The organism is Parahoeflea halophila (assembly GCF_900220985.1).
Classification (GTDB): Bacteria; Pseudomonadota; Alphaproteobacteria; order Rhizobiales; family Rhizobiaceae; genus Hoeflea; species Hoeflea halophila.
This window is the reverse complement of record NZ_OCPC01000007.1, coordinates 16,181-29,893: the sequence shown is the minus strand read 5'-3', so window position 1 is coordinate 29,893 and position 13,713 is coordinate 16,181. Positions and strand designations below refer to the sequence as shown.

15 protein-coding genes and 1 pseudogene are annotated in these 13,713 nt (G+C 60.0%); 3 read left to right on the top strand and 13 right to left on the bottom strand.

The annotated features are described in order from the left end of the window. Positions 1-2: 2 nt before the first annotated feature. The 9 genes from CRO46_RS19200 to CRO46_RS19160 all read right to left on the bottom strand — a co-directional run bounded on the left by CRO46_RS19200 (position 3) and on the right by CRO46_RS19160 (position 8,062). Positions 3-398, bottom strand: coding sequence for a DUF4112 domain-containing protein (locus tag CRO46_RS19200; RefSeq protein WP_097109428.1), 396 nt, complete (start codon positions 396-398; stop codon positions 3-5). A gap of 100 nt (positions 399-498) precedes the next feature. Next, positions 499-1,962 carry a mannitol dehydrogenase family protein gene (locus tag CRO46_RS19195; RefSeq protein WP_097109427.1) on the bottom strand — a complete coding sequence of 488 codons (1,464 nt, stop codon included), beginning with the start codon at positions 1,960-1,962 and terminating at the stop codon, positions 499-501. Next, positions 1,962-2,735: an L-iditol 2-dehydrogenase gene (locus CRO46_RS19190; RefSeq protein WP_097109426.1), complete on the bottom strand. Its 774-nt coding sequence runs from the start codon at positions 2,733-2,735 to the stop codon at positions 1,962-1,964. The genes CRO46_RS19195 and CRO46_RS19190 overlap by 1 nt, the downstream gene beginning before the upstream one ends. Then, positions 2,732-3,736 (bottom strand): ABC transporter ATP-binding protein, encoded by a 1,005-nt coding sequence (locus CRO46_RS19185; RefSeq protein WP_097109425.1) that lies wholly within the window; start codon positions 3,734-3,736, stop codon positions 2,732-2,734. Before CRO46_RS19185 ends, CRO46_RS19190 begins: the two co-directional genes overlap by 4 nt. Positions 3,737-3,746: 10 nt before the next feature. After that, a complete protein-coding gene (locus CRO46_RS19180; RefSeq protein ID WP_097109491.1) occupies positions 3,747-4,577 on the bottom strand; it encodes a carbohydrate ABC transporter permease in 831 nt (276 codons plus the stop codon). Positions 4,578-4,588: 11 nt separating this feature from the next. Continuing rightward, positions 4,589-5,455 carry a carbohydrate ABC transporter permease gene (locus tag CRO46_RS19175; protein ID WP_097109424.1) on the bottom strand — a complete coding sequence of 289 codons (867 nt, stop codon included), beginning with the start codon at positions 5,453-5,455 and terminating at the stop codon, positions 4,589-4,591. Positions 5,456-5,581: 126 nt separating this feature from the next. Then, entirely contained in the window at positions 5,582-6,892 is a 1,311-nt protein-coding gene (locus tag CRO46_RS19170) for an ABC transporter substrate-binding protein (RefSeq protein ID WP_097109423.1), read from the bottom strand. A gap of 127 nt (positions 6,893-7,019) precedes the next feature. Continuing rightward, positions 7,020-7,493: a substrate-binding domain-containing protein gene (locus tag CRO46_RS19165; RefSeq protein WP_097109422.1), complete on the bottom strand. Its 474-nt coding sequence runs from the start codon at positions 7,491-7,493 to the stop codon at positions 7,020-7,022. Then, entirely contained in the window at positions 7,409-8,062 is a 654-nt protein-coding gene (locus CRO46_RS19160; RefSeq protein ID WP_143439075.1) for a LacI family DNA-binding transcriptional regulator, read from the bottom strand. The genes CRO46_RS19165 and CRO46_RS19160 overlap by 85 nt, the downstream gene beginning before the upstream one ends. Before the next feature lie 156 nt (positions 8,063-8,218). Between CRO46_RS19160 and CRO46_RS19150 the strand changes: the two genes are divergently transcribed. Next, complete coding sequence (locus CRO46_RS19150) at positions 8,219-9,175, top strand: carbohydrate kinase family protein (RefSeq protein WP_097109421.1); 957 nt, start codon at positions 8,219-8,221, stop codon at positions 9,173-9,175. Positions 9,176-9,258: 83 nt separating this feature from the next. Here CRO46_RS19150 and CRO46_RS19145 read toward each other — a convergent pair whose 3' ends face one another. Next, complete coding sequence (locus CRO46_RS19145) at positions 9,259-9,774, bottom strand: gluconokinase (RefSeq protein ID WP_244577970.1); 516 nt, start codon at positions 9,772-9,774, stop codon at positions 9,259-9,261. Position 9,775: 1 nt separating this feature from the next. Then, the gene (locus CRO46_RS19140; protein WP_097109419.1) at positions 9,776-10,546 is read right to left on the bottom strand and encodes an SDR family oxidoreductase; all 771 of its coding nucleotides are present in this window, start codon (positions 10,544-10,546) and stop codon (positions 9,776-9,778) included. A gap of 191 nt (positions 10,547-10,737) precedes the next feature. Here CRO46_RS19140 and CRO46_RS20215 point away from each other — a divergent pair. Both CRO46_RS20215 and CRO46_RS19130 read left to right on the top strand, forming a co-directional pair. Further along, positions 10,738-10,888: pseudogene (locus CRO46_RS20215) on the top strand (2-hydroxyacid dehydrogenase); the annotation flags it as partial. Between the two features lie 20 nt (positions 10,889-10,908). Then, positions 10,909-11,937: an L-idonate 5-dehydrogenase gene (locus tag CRO46_RS19130; RefSeq protein WP_097109418.1), complete on the top strand. Its 1,029-nt coding sequence runs from the start codon at positions 10,909-10,911 to the stop codon at positions 11,935-11,937. A 105-nt stretch (positions 11,938-12,042) separates the two neighbouring features. Here the strand turns inward: CRO46_RS19130 and CRO46_RS19125 are convergent, their stop codons facing one another. Then, complete coding sequence (locus tag CRO46_RS19125) at positions 12,043-12,651, bottom strand: alpha/beta hydrolase (protein WP_097109417.1); 609 nt, start codon at positions 12,649-12,651, stop codon at positions 12,043-12,045. Positions 12,652-12,689: 38 nt separating this feature from the next. Further along, complete coding sequence (locus CRO46_RS19120; RefSeq protein WP_097109489.1) at positions 12,690-13,622, bottom strand: VOC family protein; 933 nt, start codon at positions 13,620-13,622, stop codon at positions 12,690-12,692. Positions 13,623-13,713: the final 91 nt, after the last annotated feature.

Here is a 13,713-nt window from a genome sequence, read left to right as displayed (position 1 = left end):
CTTCACGCGTTGCGTCGAGGAAACCTCCTCGCGTCCAGTCCTTCGCGCAGGATGGCGAGATTGCGCAAGTTCGCCTTGAACCCGATGTCGAAAAGGTCACCGACCAGGGGGATGGCTCCGATAACGTAGTCTATGCCGAGATTGGCTGCCATGCGGGTGAGGTGCCATTTGCTCACACCCATGGCGTGACCGCGCCAGATCATCCAGGCAGATGGTGCCGCAACCAGGGTGTCACCGATACCCGGGACGAGGCCCACTATGGAGTCCAGGCCAAACCGTATGGAGGTTCCGGGCAGCCGGAAGCGGCTGTCGAGCAGGGTGGCCAGGCGGTCCAAGCGCGCCAGTTCCTGGTCTATCGTGTGCCTGTCGTGGTCAAGCGTGAGCGGTGTATCGGTCATGACGCATCAACCCTCTCACGCGGTTTTGGTTCCGTTCATTGTCAGTGGCGGGTGCGGTTCTTCGTGAACAGTCCGGTTACGCCTGGGATCTGGGTTGAGGTCAGTCGCCGATATAGGCGGCGAGGGTGGCCTCCGCGCCATTGTGCCAGAGCGCCGTGAGCGCTGCGGCAAAGGCATCGACGAATTCCGCATAGTTGCCGAGATTTCCGTAGATGTCCGTCATTTTAAGCCACTCTTGCGGGGTTTGCCTGGCGAGCCTTGCCCGTGCGGTCAGCCGGTCCCAGTTGGGGTCATTGGGCAAGATCACCTCACCGCTGTCGGTGGTGCCGTAACAGTAGCGGCACCAGAGTGCGGATTCGAGCGCGAGGCCATCGACCGTTTGCCCTCCCGCTAGCCGTGCTTCTATCGTTGGCAGGATGAATTTCGGCTGCCGGTTGGAGCCGTCGAAACACAGTCGCGGGATGGTGTCGCCGATCGCCGGGTTGGAAAATCTTTCGACGCATTTGCGGTAGTAGCTCTCGGTGCTGACCCCTTCGATGCTCGGCACTGTCGGCATGATCTCCTCATGCTGCAGCTTGTCGAGAAACCCGGTGACAAGCGGGTTCGTCATCGCGTCGTGAACATAATTGATCCCGAACAAGCCGGCCGGATAGGCGATGGTTGCATGACCCCCATTGAGGATGCGCAGTTTCATCAGCTCGTAGGGCGCGACATTGCTGACGAACTGAACGCCGACAGTCTCAAGCGCGGGTCGCCCCATCGGAAAGTTGTCTTCGAGCACCCATTGACGGAACGGTTCGCAGACGACGGGGGCCGCATCGTCGATTCCGAATTTTTCCGCCACGATGCCGATTTCCCGCGGGCCGGTAGCAGGCGTGATGCAATCGACCATGCCACATGGAAAGGCAACATTGGCCTCTATCCATTGGGCCAGGTCGTCGCTTCGCAGCTTTGCAAGTCCGACCACGGCGTTGCGCGCCACATGACCGTTCTCGGGAAGGTTGTCGCAGGACATTACGGTGAAAGGAGCAATGCCGGCCGCCCGCCGCGCCATCAGCGCCGCAATGATGATGCCGAACACGGTGGCCGGGCTGCCGGGATTGCCGGCATCGGCGATAATGTCGAGGTGCGAAGCGTCGAAACCACCGGTCTTTGCATCGACGTAATAACCGCCTTCGGTCACGGTCAGCGACACAATGCGGATTTCCGGACGTGCCATCGTCTCGATCAGCTGACCTGCGTCGATGGCGCAGAAGTCGATCATCGAGCCGCAAATCCTCGCCGAGAAGCCCGCCGGATCCAGTTCAACGATCGTCGTCAGCCAGTCCTGCGGTTGAAGCCGCTGGCGCATGGCCTCGTCATAGGGTTTTACCCCGGCGCCGATGATGGCCCAGTCATGATCACGCCCGGTCTCAAACAGGCGGTGCAGATAGACCGCCTGGTGGGCGCGATGGAAATTTCCGACACCGATATGAACGATGCCCGGGCTCAGCGCGGTGCGGTCATAGCCGGGCACCTTGGTGCCGGGCGGAAGCTGGTCGAGATTGGCGTTCGAGAGTTTCATCAGCTCATCCACTGCCCGCCGTCTACATTGTAGGTCTGCGACAGGATGTAGTCGGATTCGGGCGAGGCAAGGAAAATCGCCATGCCGGTCAGGTCGTCAGGGGTTGCAAAGCGGCCCGCGGGCACGCCGGCTGCAACTTCCGCCTTCTTCTGGCCCGGCTGTTTGTGTTCGAGTTTGGCGAACATGGCGTCGACATGCTCCCAGTGCTCGCCGTCGACCACACCAGGGGCGATGGCGTTGACGTTGATGCCGTGCTTGATCAGGTTCAGGCCAGCCGACTGGGTCATCGAAATGACGGCTGCCTTGGTCGAGCAATATACCAGCACCAGGCTCTCACCGCGACGCCCTGCCTGAGACGCCATGTTGATGATCTTGCCGCCATGGCCCTGGCTGATCATCTGCCGGGCAGCCGCCTGCATCGTAAACAGGGTACCGCCAACATTGACGGCGTAAAGCCGGTCGTAGCTGGCCCGGGTGATGTCGACGGTTTCTGCCGCATCAAATAGGGCGGCGTTGTTGATCAGGATGTCGAGTTTGCCGGCCTTGTTCACGACCGTGGCAATGGCTGCATCGATGCTGTCCTGCCGGCTGACGTCGATTTCCACGGCATAGGCAGCATCACCGATTTCCGTTGCCGTGGCCTGGGCTCCCGCGAGATTGACATCGGCGATGGCAACGGTCGCGCCCTCGCGGGCATAGGCCTGGGCGAATGCCCGCCCGATCCCGCGAGCGGCTCCGGTGATCAACGCCGATTTGCCGGCAAGTCGGTTCATTGAATTCGCAGCCCCTTGGCGTCGAAGCGGTGAAGGTGTTCCAACTGCGGCGTCAGGTACACCGTGTCGCCATGACGGACGTCAAACTCCCCTCCCGCGCGCACGGTCAGAGGATCGCAGCCCGGAATGCCATGGATATGGATGAAGGTGTCGGAGCCAAGGTGTTCGGCGATGCCAACCGTGCCCTTCCAGGCACCTTCAGTCTTTGAAATGTCGATATGCTCGGGTCGGATACCGATTGTGTGTGCACCGTGATTTGCGGCTTCAGGACCTTCCATGAGGTTCATCTTGGGCGAACCGATAAAGCCTGCAACGAACCTGTTGCGGGGCGTGCGGTAGAGCTCTAGCGGGCTCCCCACCTGCTCGATGACACCGGCCTGCAGCACCACAATCTTGTCGGCCATGGTCATGGCTTCAACCTGGTCGTGGGTCACATAGATCATGGTGGTGGCAAGCTTCTTGTGCAGTTCGGAGATTTCCATTCGCATGCCGACGCGCAGCGCTGCATCGAGGTTGGACAACGGCTCGTCGAACAGGAATGCGGATGGTTCGCGCACGATGGCGCGGCCGATGGCAACGCGCTGACGCTGGCCGCCCGACAACTGGCCGGGGCGGCGGTCAAGGTAGTCGGTCAGGTTCAGTGCGGTGGCAGCCTGTGCAATGCGCCTGTCTTGTTCCTCTTGCGGCATTTTCGCCATCTTCATCGGGAAGGCGATGTTCTTGCGCACCGTCATATGCGGGTAGAGCGCGTAGCTCTGGAACACCATCGCCAGACCGCGCTTTGCCGGCGGTAGACCTGTGGCGTCCGCGCCATCGATCTCGATGGTTCCCGATGTTGTGTCCTCCAGACCGGCGATCAGGCGCAGCAGGGTTGACTTGCCGCATCCCGAGGGGCCGACAAAGACCACGAACTCGCCGTCGTTGATTTCCAGATCCAGCGGAGGAATGACCTCGACCTTGCCGAAGGATTTGCTGACCTGTTTTAACTGTATGCGTCCCATGTTTGGCTCCTCACTTCACAGCGCCGAAGGTCAAGCCCCGGACAAGTTGTTTCTGGCTGAACCAGCCCAGTACAAGGATCGGCGCGATGGCCATGGTCGAGGCCGCCGAAAGCTTGGCGTAGAACAGTCCTTCCGGACTGGAGTAGCTGGCTATGAAGGCGGTCAGCGGCGCTGCCTTGGCGGCGGTGAGATTGAGCGTCCAGAAGGCCTCATTCCAGGCAAGGATGAAGTTGAGCAGCAGCGTGGAGGCTATGCCGGGCACCGCCATGGGGGTAAGCACATAGAGGATCTCGTCCTTCAGCGATGCCCCGTCCATCCTTGCAGCTTCGAGGATCTCGCCGGGGATCTCCTTGAAGTAGGTGTAGAGCATCCAGACAATGATCGGCAGGTTGATCAGCATGAGCACGATGACCAGACCGGCGCGGGTGTCGAGAATGCCAAGCTCGATGAAGATCAGGTAGATCGGGTAAAGCACACCGACGGCCGGAAGCATCTTGGTCGAGAGCATCCACAGCAGGATATCCTTGGTGCGCTTGCTCGGGACAAATGCCATTGACCAGGCTGCCGGTACGGCGACGATCAGGCCGAGAACGGTCGAACCGCCGGCAATGATGATCGAGTTCCACAGGAACCGCATGTAATTCGAGCGTTCCTGGACGATGCTGTAGTTCTCCAGCGTCCAGTCAAAGAACAGGAAGACCGGCGGATCACTGATCGCCTGTGCCTCGGTCTTGAAGCTGGTCAGGATTGTCCAGAGAATCGGGAAGAAGATGAGCAGCCCGATGGCCCAGGCGATGAGCGTGTTGATAAGCTTGCGGTTGGTTGTGACTGCGCGTGCCATATCCATTCACCTCACTTGTCAAGGTTCTTGCCGACGATGCGCATCAGGAAGATGGCAACGATATTGGCGAGAATGATTGCGTAGACCCCGCCGGCCGAACCAAGGCCGACATTCTGGCTTTCCAGCACGCGCTGGAAAATCAGGTAGGTGAGCGTGCGGGTGCCGAAGGCGCCGCCGGTGGTGACGAAGATTTCGGCAAAAATCGACAACAGGAAAATGGTCTGAATCAGTACAACGATGGTGATGGCGCGGCCCAGATGCGGCAGCGTCAGGAACCAGAAGCGCTTGTGGACAGGCGCGCCATCCATCTCGGCTGCTTCCATCTGCTCGCCGTCGAGTGACTGCACGGCAGTGAGCAGGATCAGCGTTGCGAAAGGCAGCCATTGCCAGGAGACGATCATGATGATCGATTGCAGCGAAGCCTGGCTCAGCCATTCGACCGGTGTCGCTCCGAAGAACTTCCAAAGATGCGCGAACAGGCCGTTCACCGGATCCATGAAGATGTTCTTCCAGACCAGGGCCGACACCGTCGGCATGACGAAAAAGGGCGCGATGACCAGAATGCGGACGATGCCCTGTCCCCACATTGGCTGATCAAGCAGCAGCGCCAGCATGATGCCGAAGACGATGGTAATCGCCAAGACCCCGCCGACGATGATCAAGGTGACCTGGATGCTGGGCCAGAAGGAACTTGAGCTGACAAACCGGATGTAATTGTCCAGCCCGGCCCAGCCCTGGTCGCCGCCGCGCATCGGCAGGTAGACGCGGAAGGAAAACCACAGCGTCATGATCAGAGGCACCAGCATCCAGCCAAGTAGCAGGATCACGGCGGGCGCCATCATCAGTCGGGCTGCGGAACGGGATTGCTGAGTGGCCATGACGTGTCTCCACAATGAGCAGCCTTAGGCTGCGGGCAGCCAAGTGCCGCCAGGAACAGATGTCATTTGCGAAAGGAGAGTTAGCCGGAGAGCCGCTTACACCGCCCTCCGGCCCGGGAGGATGCCTCAGTAACCTGCGGCTTCCATCGCGTCGGTGGTCAGCGCCTGGGCCTTTTCCAAGGCTTCTTCCACTGTTTGCTGTCCGGCATATACCGCCGAGAATTCCTGGCTGACTTCGGTCGCAATGCCGGCGAACTCCGGAATGGCCGCAAACTGAATGCCGACATAGGGCACCGGATCGACGGTCGGGTTGTTCGGATCAGCCGAGAGGATCGAATCCAGGGTCATCTTGGCAAATGGAACCGACTGGTAGTCCGGATTATCATAGAGAGAGGTACGCGCGCCCGGAGGCACGTTGGCCCAGCCTTCCTTCTCCGCCACCAGTTCGATGTAGCTGGTGCTGGTCGCCCATTCGATGAATTCCTTGGCAGCCGCTTCTTTCTCGGTACCGGCCGGAATTGCCAGTGCCCAGGCCCAAAGCCAGTTGGAGCGCTTGCCCAGGCCATTGTCGGGAGCGAGCGCGAAGCCGACCTTGTCAGCCACGGTGGATTCGTTCGGGTTGGTCACGAAGGAGGCCGCCACGGTGGCGTCGATCCACATGCCGCACTTTCCCTGCTGGAACAGCGACAGGTTTTCATTGAACCCGTTGGTCGCGTATCCGGGAGGTCCGGCCTTGGACATCAAGTCAACGTAGAAATTGAGTGTATCGGCCCATGGCTGGGTGTCGAACTGGGGTTTCCAGTTCTCGTCGAACCAGCGTGCGCCGAACGAGTTAGACATTGCGGTGATGAAAGCGCCGCCTTCCCCCCAGCCGGCCTTGCCGCGCAGGCAGATGCCGTTGATCTCGTTGTCGCGGTCGGTCATCGCGATCGCCGCTTCCTTGATGAAGTCCCAGGTCGGGGCATCGGGCATGGTCAGCCCGGCCTTCTCCATCAAGTCGGTACGGTACATGATCATCGACGATTCACCGTAGAACGGTGCCGCATAAAGCGTTCCGTCATAGGACAGCCCGTTGGCCATCGCAGGCAGAAGATCGTCTACGTTGTACTCGTCCGACAGGTCGTCGAGTGGCACCAGCCAGCCATTCTTGGCCCAGATCGGCGTTTCGTACATGCCGATGGTCATCAGGTCGAAAGCGCCGCCCTTGGTCGAAATGTCGGTGGTCACGCGCTGACGCAGGACGTTTTCTTCCAGCGTCACCCACTCTACGGTGTGACCGGTCTTTTCCGTAAAGTCATCCGTCAGGCCCTGCATGCGGATCATGTCGCCATTGTTGACGGTGGCAATTGTGAGTTCCTCGGATACGGCGGCCGACGTCATCGACATCGCAGCAATCAAACCGAGCGCGGTTGATGCGGATCTCCTAGAAAGTGTCATATTGGCTCCTCCCATTTCTTAACACGCGTAAAATATTAGATTACGCAACGGAAAGAGTCAACAGGGCGATGGATGGACATGCATCCCTCGCTTCAAGCGCAACGGCTCAGCGTGAGATTTCAGGAGGTTAGGCGGAGTCGCGCAGCCGAAGTTCGGCGTCGAATGTCAGAGATACGGCATTTTCCGCAGGGTTCTCGCAACAGATTTTGCTGAGCAGTTGTCCGGACGCCGCCTCGGCTATTGCCTGCGTGTTCTGTGTCACGGTAGTCAGGCTGGGGAAGGTGAAAGCGCTCAGCGGATAGTCGTCATGCCCGGCGACACGAAAGCGCGAGGTGCCCTTGCCCGGTGTCCCGAACAGGCTGTGCCGCTTGGCTGCTCGGATGACCCCGATCGCAAGGCGGTCATTGGCGCACAATATTGTCTGGTCGACCAGGTTGCCGTGGTTGAAATGCGCATCCATAAGCTTGCAGGCATATTCCTCGAGCTCAAGATCTTCCCCGGTCGCGGATGGCGAGATTATGACCGGCTCATTGCCGAGTTCCAGCATGCGGCTGGTGTAGGCCAGTTCCCGCTCCGGATTGTTGGAATTGCTGCTTGGCATTCAAAGAAATGCCGGAGGCTCTCCGGAACGGCACAGATAATCGACAATAAGCCCCTGCTTTGTCGATTGTCAGTGCCGATAAAGTCAACATCGTGAAAGCGCTCCTGCGGACGCGTATCTACAAACACCATCGGCCGTTGTCGCTTGAGCCGCGACAGGTCATCAACTGAACTTGTTTCACCAATCGGCACCATAATGACCCCGTCCACGCCCATCGCGATCATGTTCCGGGCCGCTTGAGCCTCCAGTGCCGTGTTATTGCGTGAGTTTTGCGTTATGACCTTGTAGCCGGCGGTAAGCGCGCAAGTTTCGATTGCCTCAATCAGACCGGCAAAAAACGGGTCGTTGAGGTTCGGGATGATGATGCCAATCAACCCGCTGGATCTGTGGTTCATCCTGGTGGCGAAGAAATTAGGCACATAATCAACTGTCTGCAGCGCATCTTCAATTCGAGTGCGCGTCGAGGGCCGAACCGAGGCCGGATCCTGGAAGAAGCGTGACAGTGTAGGCCTTGAAATTCCTATTTCGGACGACAGCTTCACCATGGTTCGTATTTTCGTTTTCTGCATTTGCGGACTCTGTAGGATTTTTGGTGTCTTGCGCCTTCGGCTCTCCTGAGGTGCAAACTGCAAATTTGCAGCCGAGAAAACTCAGCGATATTTTGACATGTGTAAAATAAATACTTGTATCGCGTCAATGAATGCTCTTGAGCAAGGAGTCATGTGATGTCGGCAACAACGATTGTTTCGGTGGGCGAAATACACGTTGAGTTTGTGTCTCACGCCAAAGGATGCGCGTTGAGCGAGTTGGCTTCCTATACCGGACCCTATCCCGCCGGTGCAGCAGCTACTTGCCTTGACCAAGCCGCGCGGATGGGTGCGCGGACAAAGATATTTGGCGGCCTTGGCGAAGACGGCTTCGGCTGCGCGATGGTCGAGCGCCTCGCCGACAGCGGGGTCGAGACCTCTGGCATCGCACTGCATGACGACAGACCCACCGGCGTGGCCTTCGTGTCGGAATTCGAAGACGGCAGTCGCAGCGTCATTTCTCATGTCAACAGCAGCGCGGCTGAGGCTGTGGGCAAGGTGGTGACCGGGCTTCCGGATGCGGATCTGTTGTTGCATGTGTCCGGCGCCTCGCTGGGCAATGCAAAATTGCGAACGGCCATCCTGAACGCATGTGATGAAGTTGTCGCCCGGAGTGGCCGGATCAGCTGTGATTTGCGCCTTGATGCAGACCTCATGGGCAACGCGAAGGCTATTGAGGCACTTCGCCGCGTCCTGGCTTCAAGCTCGATCGTCTTCACCGGCAACGGTGAGCTGGGCCTGCTTTATCCCGGCAAATCGGAAGCGGAGGCTGTTGCGGCACTACGGGCAGCGGGCGCGCACATCATTGTCTTCAAGCCTGGTGAGCATGGCCTTGTCATCCTTGATAGTAACACGCGCCACGATTTTCCGGTTCACGATGTGGAACGCGTTGACCCTTCCGGTATGGGTGACTGCTTCTGCGGGGCGTTTCTGGCGATGATGACACAAGGGCATTCTGTCGAGACCGCGGGACGCTATGCCAATGCCGCTGCCGCGCTCTCAGCTGGAAAGCGTGGCCCCATGGAAGGCAATGCCTCCCCGCAGGAGATCGAGACCTTACTGGCACGCCATCAGACGGAGCGCATGAGAGCGTAGTTCCCACACCAATCATGTAACGGCTCAGACAGAGGTTTCTAGCCTGGCCGGCCCGGTGCCGAGCGTGGGAGCGCCGCTCAGGGTTACTTTCCCAGTCGCGGCGCCTTTCCTTCCAGATGGCGGGCCGCTTGTGCGATGATGGTTGCAAGTGGCTGATCAATATTGATGGATACCGAGTTTTCGTCCGCTGTTGGCGGTTCAAGCGCGGCGAACTGGCTGTCAAGAAGTGCCGGGGGCATGAAGTGACCCTTGCGGGCCTGCGTTCGCCGGGCAATGATCTGGCGGGAGCCACTTAAGTGAATGAACGAGACCATGGCGCCGGCATGATGGCGGATCAGATCCCGGTAGCCGCGCTTGAGTGCGGAGCAGCCGATGATCAGCGGTACCGGGCTCTTGGCGAATTCGCGGCCTATGCGCTCAAGCCAGGGCCAGCGGTCTTCATCTGTCAGCGGAATGCCGGCCGACATCTTGTCGATATTGGCCTTCGGATGCAGTGCGTCACCGTCCATGAAGCGGATACCGGTGATCTGAGCCAGGCCTTCACCGACACTGGTCTTGCCGCAGCCCGAAACGCCCATGATTATTGCGTAGCGGGTCATCTCAGAGCGAAGCGGTGATGCCGCCGTCGACATAAAGCGTGTGCCCGTTGACGAAGGAGCCCGCGTCTGACGACAGAAAGATGCAGGCGCCGACGAGCTCGTCGACATTGCCCCAGCGGCCAGCGGGAGTGCGTTTTTCGAGCCAGGCACTGAATTCCGGGTCTGCCACCAGTGCGGCATTGAGCGGGGTGTCGAAATAGCCGGGAGCTATGGCGTTGCACTGAAGCCCGTGCCTGGCCCAGTCGGTGGCCATGCCCTTGGTCAGATTGCCGACCGCGCCCTTGGACGCGGTGTAAGGCGCGATCGAGGGACGGGCCAGCGCGGTCTGTACCGAGGCGATGTTGATGATCTTGCCGCGCTTGCGCCCGATCATGTGGCGCGCCACGGCCTGGCCGACATTGAAGACCGAGCTGATATTGGTGCGCAGGAGCGTCTCGAAGGCACCGGCGGGAAAATCCTCAAGCGGCGCTCTGTGCTGCATGCCAGCATTGTTGACGCAGATGTCGATGGCGCCCACAGATGTCTCGAATTCGTCTATGGCCGCGCGGGCTGCAGCGTGATCGGTCACGTCAAAGGCAAGCCGGTGAATGGTCGCGCCGTTACCGGAAAGGCGCGCTGCCGCATCCTTGAGCTTGGCCTTGTCGCGCCCGTTTAGCACGAGGCTGGCCCCAGCCTTGGCCAAGCCCGCGGCAAGCGCGTAGCCGATTCCCTGCGAAGATCCGGTGATGAGCGCCGTGCGCCCGCTCAGGTCAAAAAGGCTGAGATCCGCCATAGGAAGTTCCTCGCTACATTGGTGTCGATATTTACGTACCAGGTCTATGTGTTGGCGATAGTGCAGGCAAGATTGTATGCCGAGCTGTCATGCCTGCTTCCGCTGCGGCCGTCGAGATATTGCAGATTGCTCCCGATCCCAAAGGGGGCAGAAGCCACTCGACGCGGCCTTCGCAGCGTACCGGTATTTGGCAGCCAAAGCTCGATCAGCGGTGCCTGGCGCTCGACAATGTGCTCTTGCAGCCTCACCATACCTCGGGAACCTCCGAGACCCTTAGAGGCAATGGGCAAGCTGGTTCGAGACAAACTGATCGCGCATTTTCCCGGTGCCGATCTCCTGACCCTGTTCTGTGAGGATGTGCCATGCGCGCGATTATCATTCATGAAGCCAAGGATCTGCGCATCGAAGACTACCCGGTGGAAACACCGGGGCCGGGCGAAGTCGCCATCAGGCTTGCCAGCGGGGGCATTTGCGGCTCGGACCTGCATTACTACAATCACGGCGGGTTTGGTGCTGTGCGCCTGAAACAGCCGATGGTTCTGGGACACGAAGTTTCCGGCCATATCACGGCGCTGGGCGAGGGTGTCTCGGGCCTCGCTGTCGGTGACTTGGTGGCAGTTTCGCCATCGCGCCCGTGTGGACGTTGCAGCTACTGCGGACAGGGTCTGCGCAATCATTGCGAGAACATGCGATTTTACGGATCGGCGATGCCTTTCCCGCATATTCAGGGTGCGTTCCGCGAGCAATTGGTGGCGCTGGAAAGCCAGTGCGTCAAGGCGAATCGGCTGACAGCCGGACAGGCGGCTATGGCCGAACCCTTGTCGGTCTGCCTGCATGCGACGCGACGGGCCGGCGATTTGCTGGGCAAGCGGGTTCTGATCACCGGTTCGGGACCGATCGGCACCTTGTGTGTCCTCGCGGCGCGGGCGGCAGGTGCGGCGGAGATCGTCGTCACCGATTTGTCGGATGCGGCGCTAGAGTATGCCAGGAAGGTGGGTGCGGACCAGATCATCAACACCGGCACGGATCCCGAGGCGCTGAAGGCTTATGCCGCGGGCAAGGGCAGTTTCGATGTCCTCTATGAATGCTCAGGAGCCGCACCAGCGCTGGCAGGTGCAGTCCCGGCGATGCGTCCAAGATCAGTTATCGTGCAGCTCGGTCTGGGCGGCGACATGACATTGCCCATGCAGGCGATGACGGCCAAGGAAATCGATCTGCGCGGCTCCTTCCGGTTCCACGAGGAATTTGCCATGGCGGTCAAGCTGATGCAGGCGGGTCGGATTGATGTGAAGCCGCTGATCTCGCACACGATGCCGATCGATGAGGCGGTGGCAGCCTTCGAACTGGCCGGCGACCGGTCGCAGGCGATGAAGGTTCAACTGAGTTTCTGATAGGCCGCTACGGCTGAACCTATCCGTCTGCCTGTTCTGCCCGTTTAATAGGGTGCTGGTCAGGACGGCTTCGTCCACCACCCCAGCAAGCTGGCATGATCCGCTTCATGGTGCCGTCAAAAACGCCTCAAGCGCTGAAAGTTCTGGCTGACGGATTTCGTGGCCGCCATCATGGAAGCTGGTCTGCAACTTGCTGCCCTGTGCAGTGAAATAGCTTGCGAGGCTCTCGGTCCGAGGAAACGGGCAGATCGGGTCGCGGCGTCCGGCCGTGATCAGCACCCGGGTGCCGGCAAGTCCGGGATTGGCCTCCGGCGTCCACGGGATCAAGGGGTGCAGCAGGGCGATCCGGTCGAACAATCCCGCATGTTTGAAGGCGACGGAAGCGAGAATGTTGGCGCCATTCGAATAGCCCAGCCCATAGACCGGGTGTCCGGGGTTGCCTGTTTTGTGAGCGGTGATGAATTCCGCCATCTTCTCGGTTCGCTCGGCAAGGTCGGCCATGTCGTAGACGCCTTCGGCAGCGCGGCGGAAGAAGCGCAGCGCGCCGTTCTCGGAGACGTCGCCGCGTGGCGAGACGAGGCCGGCGTCGGGAAGGATCTGGCCAACCATTTCGGAGAACTGGTGTTCATTGCCACCGGTGCCGTGAAAGGCAAAGACCAACGGGGCGCCTGCGGCGGGGGCCTTGGTCAGCGCGTTGTAATGGGATGGTGTCATGATAGCCTCCGGTGCGGGAGCGCACTCCCGCCTGAACATTAGTCGGTGATGGGTTCGAGCAACTGCTCGATCTGCTGGCGGTGCTGTTCGTAGCGGGTCGGCAGTTTCAGGCTCTCACCCAGATGGGCAAGGTCCTCGTCGCGGTCGAAGCCCGGCTCGTTGGTGGCGACCTCGAAAAGCACGCCGCCCGGCGTGCGGAAATAGATGGCCCAGAAGTAATCGCGGTCGATCACCGGCGTGACCTGGTAGCCGGTGTCGATTAACGCTTTTCGAACCTCGAGCTGGGCTGCGCGGTTTTCCACCGCAAAGGCGATGTGGTGCACCGAGCCTGCGCCCTGGCGTGCGTCGCTTGCGCGCGGGACTGCCTCAACATCGATGATATCGGCGCCATTGCCGCCGGCGATCGCAAAGCGGGTGTGGTTGGCCTGGCTGTCGATCTGTTCATAACCCATGTAGCGGAGCAGTTCGCCGGTGGCCGCGGCATCCTTGACCCTGAGGCTGGCACCGCGAAAGCCCTGAATGGCTTCCGCAGCGGAAATGTCCCCGTGCTGCCAGCCGGTGCGGTTGTCGCCGTCGGTTTCGATCAGCGAGAAACTGTCCTGATCGGGGCCGTCGAAGCGGAGCCGCTTCTCACCGAAAATCTCGCTCTCGCTGAGACCGGTGACACCCTGAGCCACCAGCCTGTCTTTCCAGAAATCCATGGTGCCTTTGGGCACAGAGAAGTAAGTGTCGCCGACTTCACCCGCTCCCTGGCGCCCCTGCGCGATGTTGGGGAAAGGGAAATAGGTCATCACCGATCCCGGCGTGCCGAACTCGTCGCCATAATAGAGATGGTAGACATCAGGGGCGTCGAAGTTGACGGTCTTCTTGACCCGGCGCAGGCCGAGCTTCTTGGTGAAGAAATCGCTGTTCTGCTGCGCCTGACCGGCCATCGAGGTGACGTGATGCAGGCCCTTGATTTGCGTGATCATGATGGGTGTCCTTTCCATGGCGGAGCTCGTGTCCAGCCTTGATGAAAAGATGGGGCATATCAGGGGTGATTGGAATGACAATAATATTGAC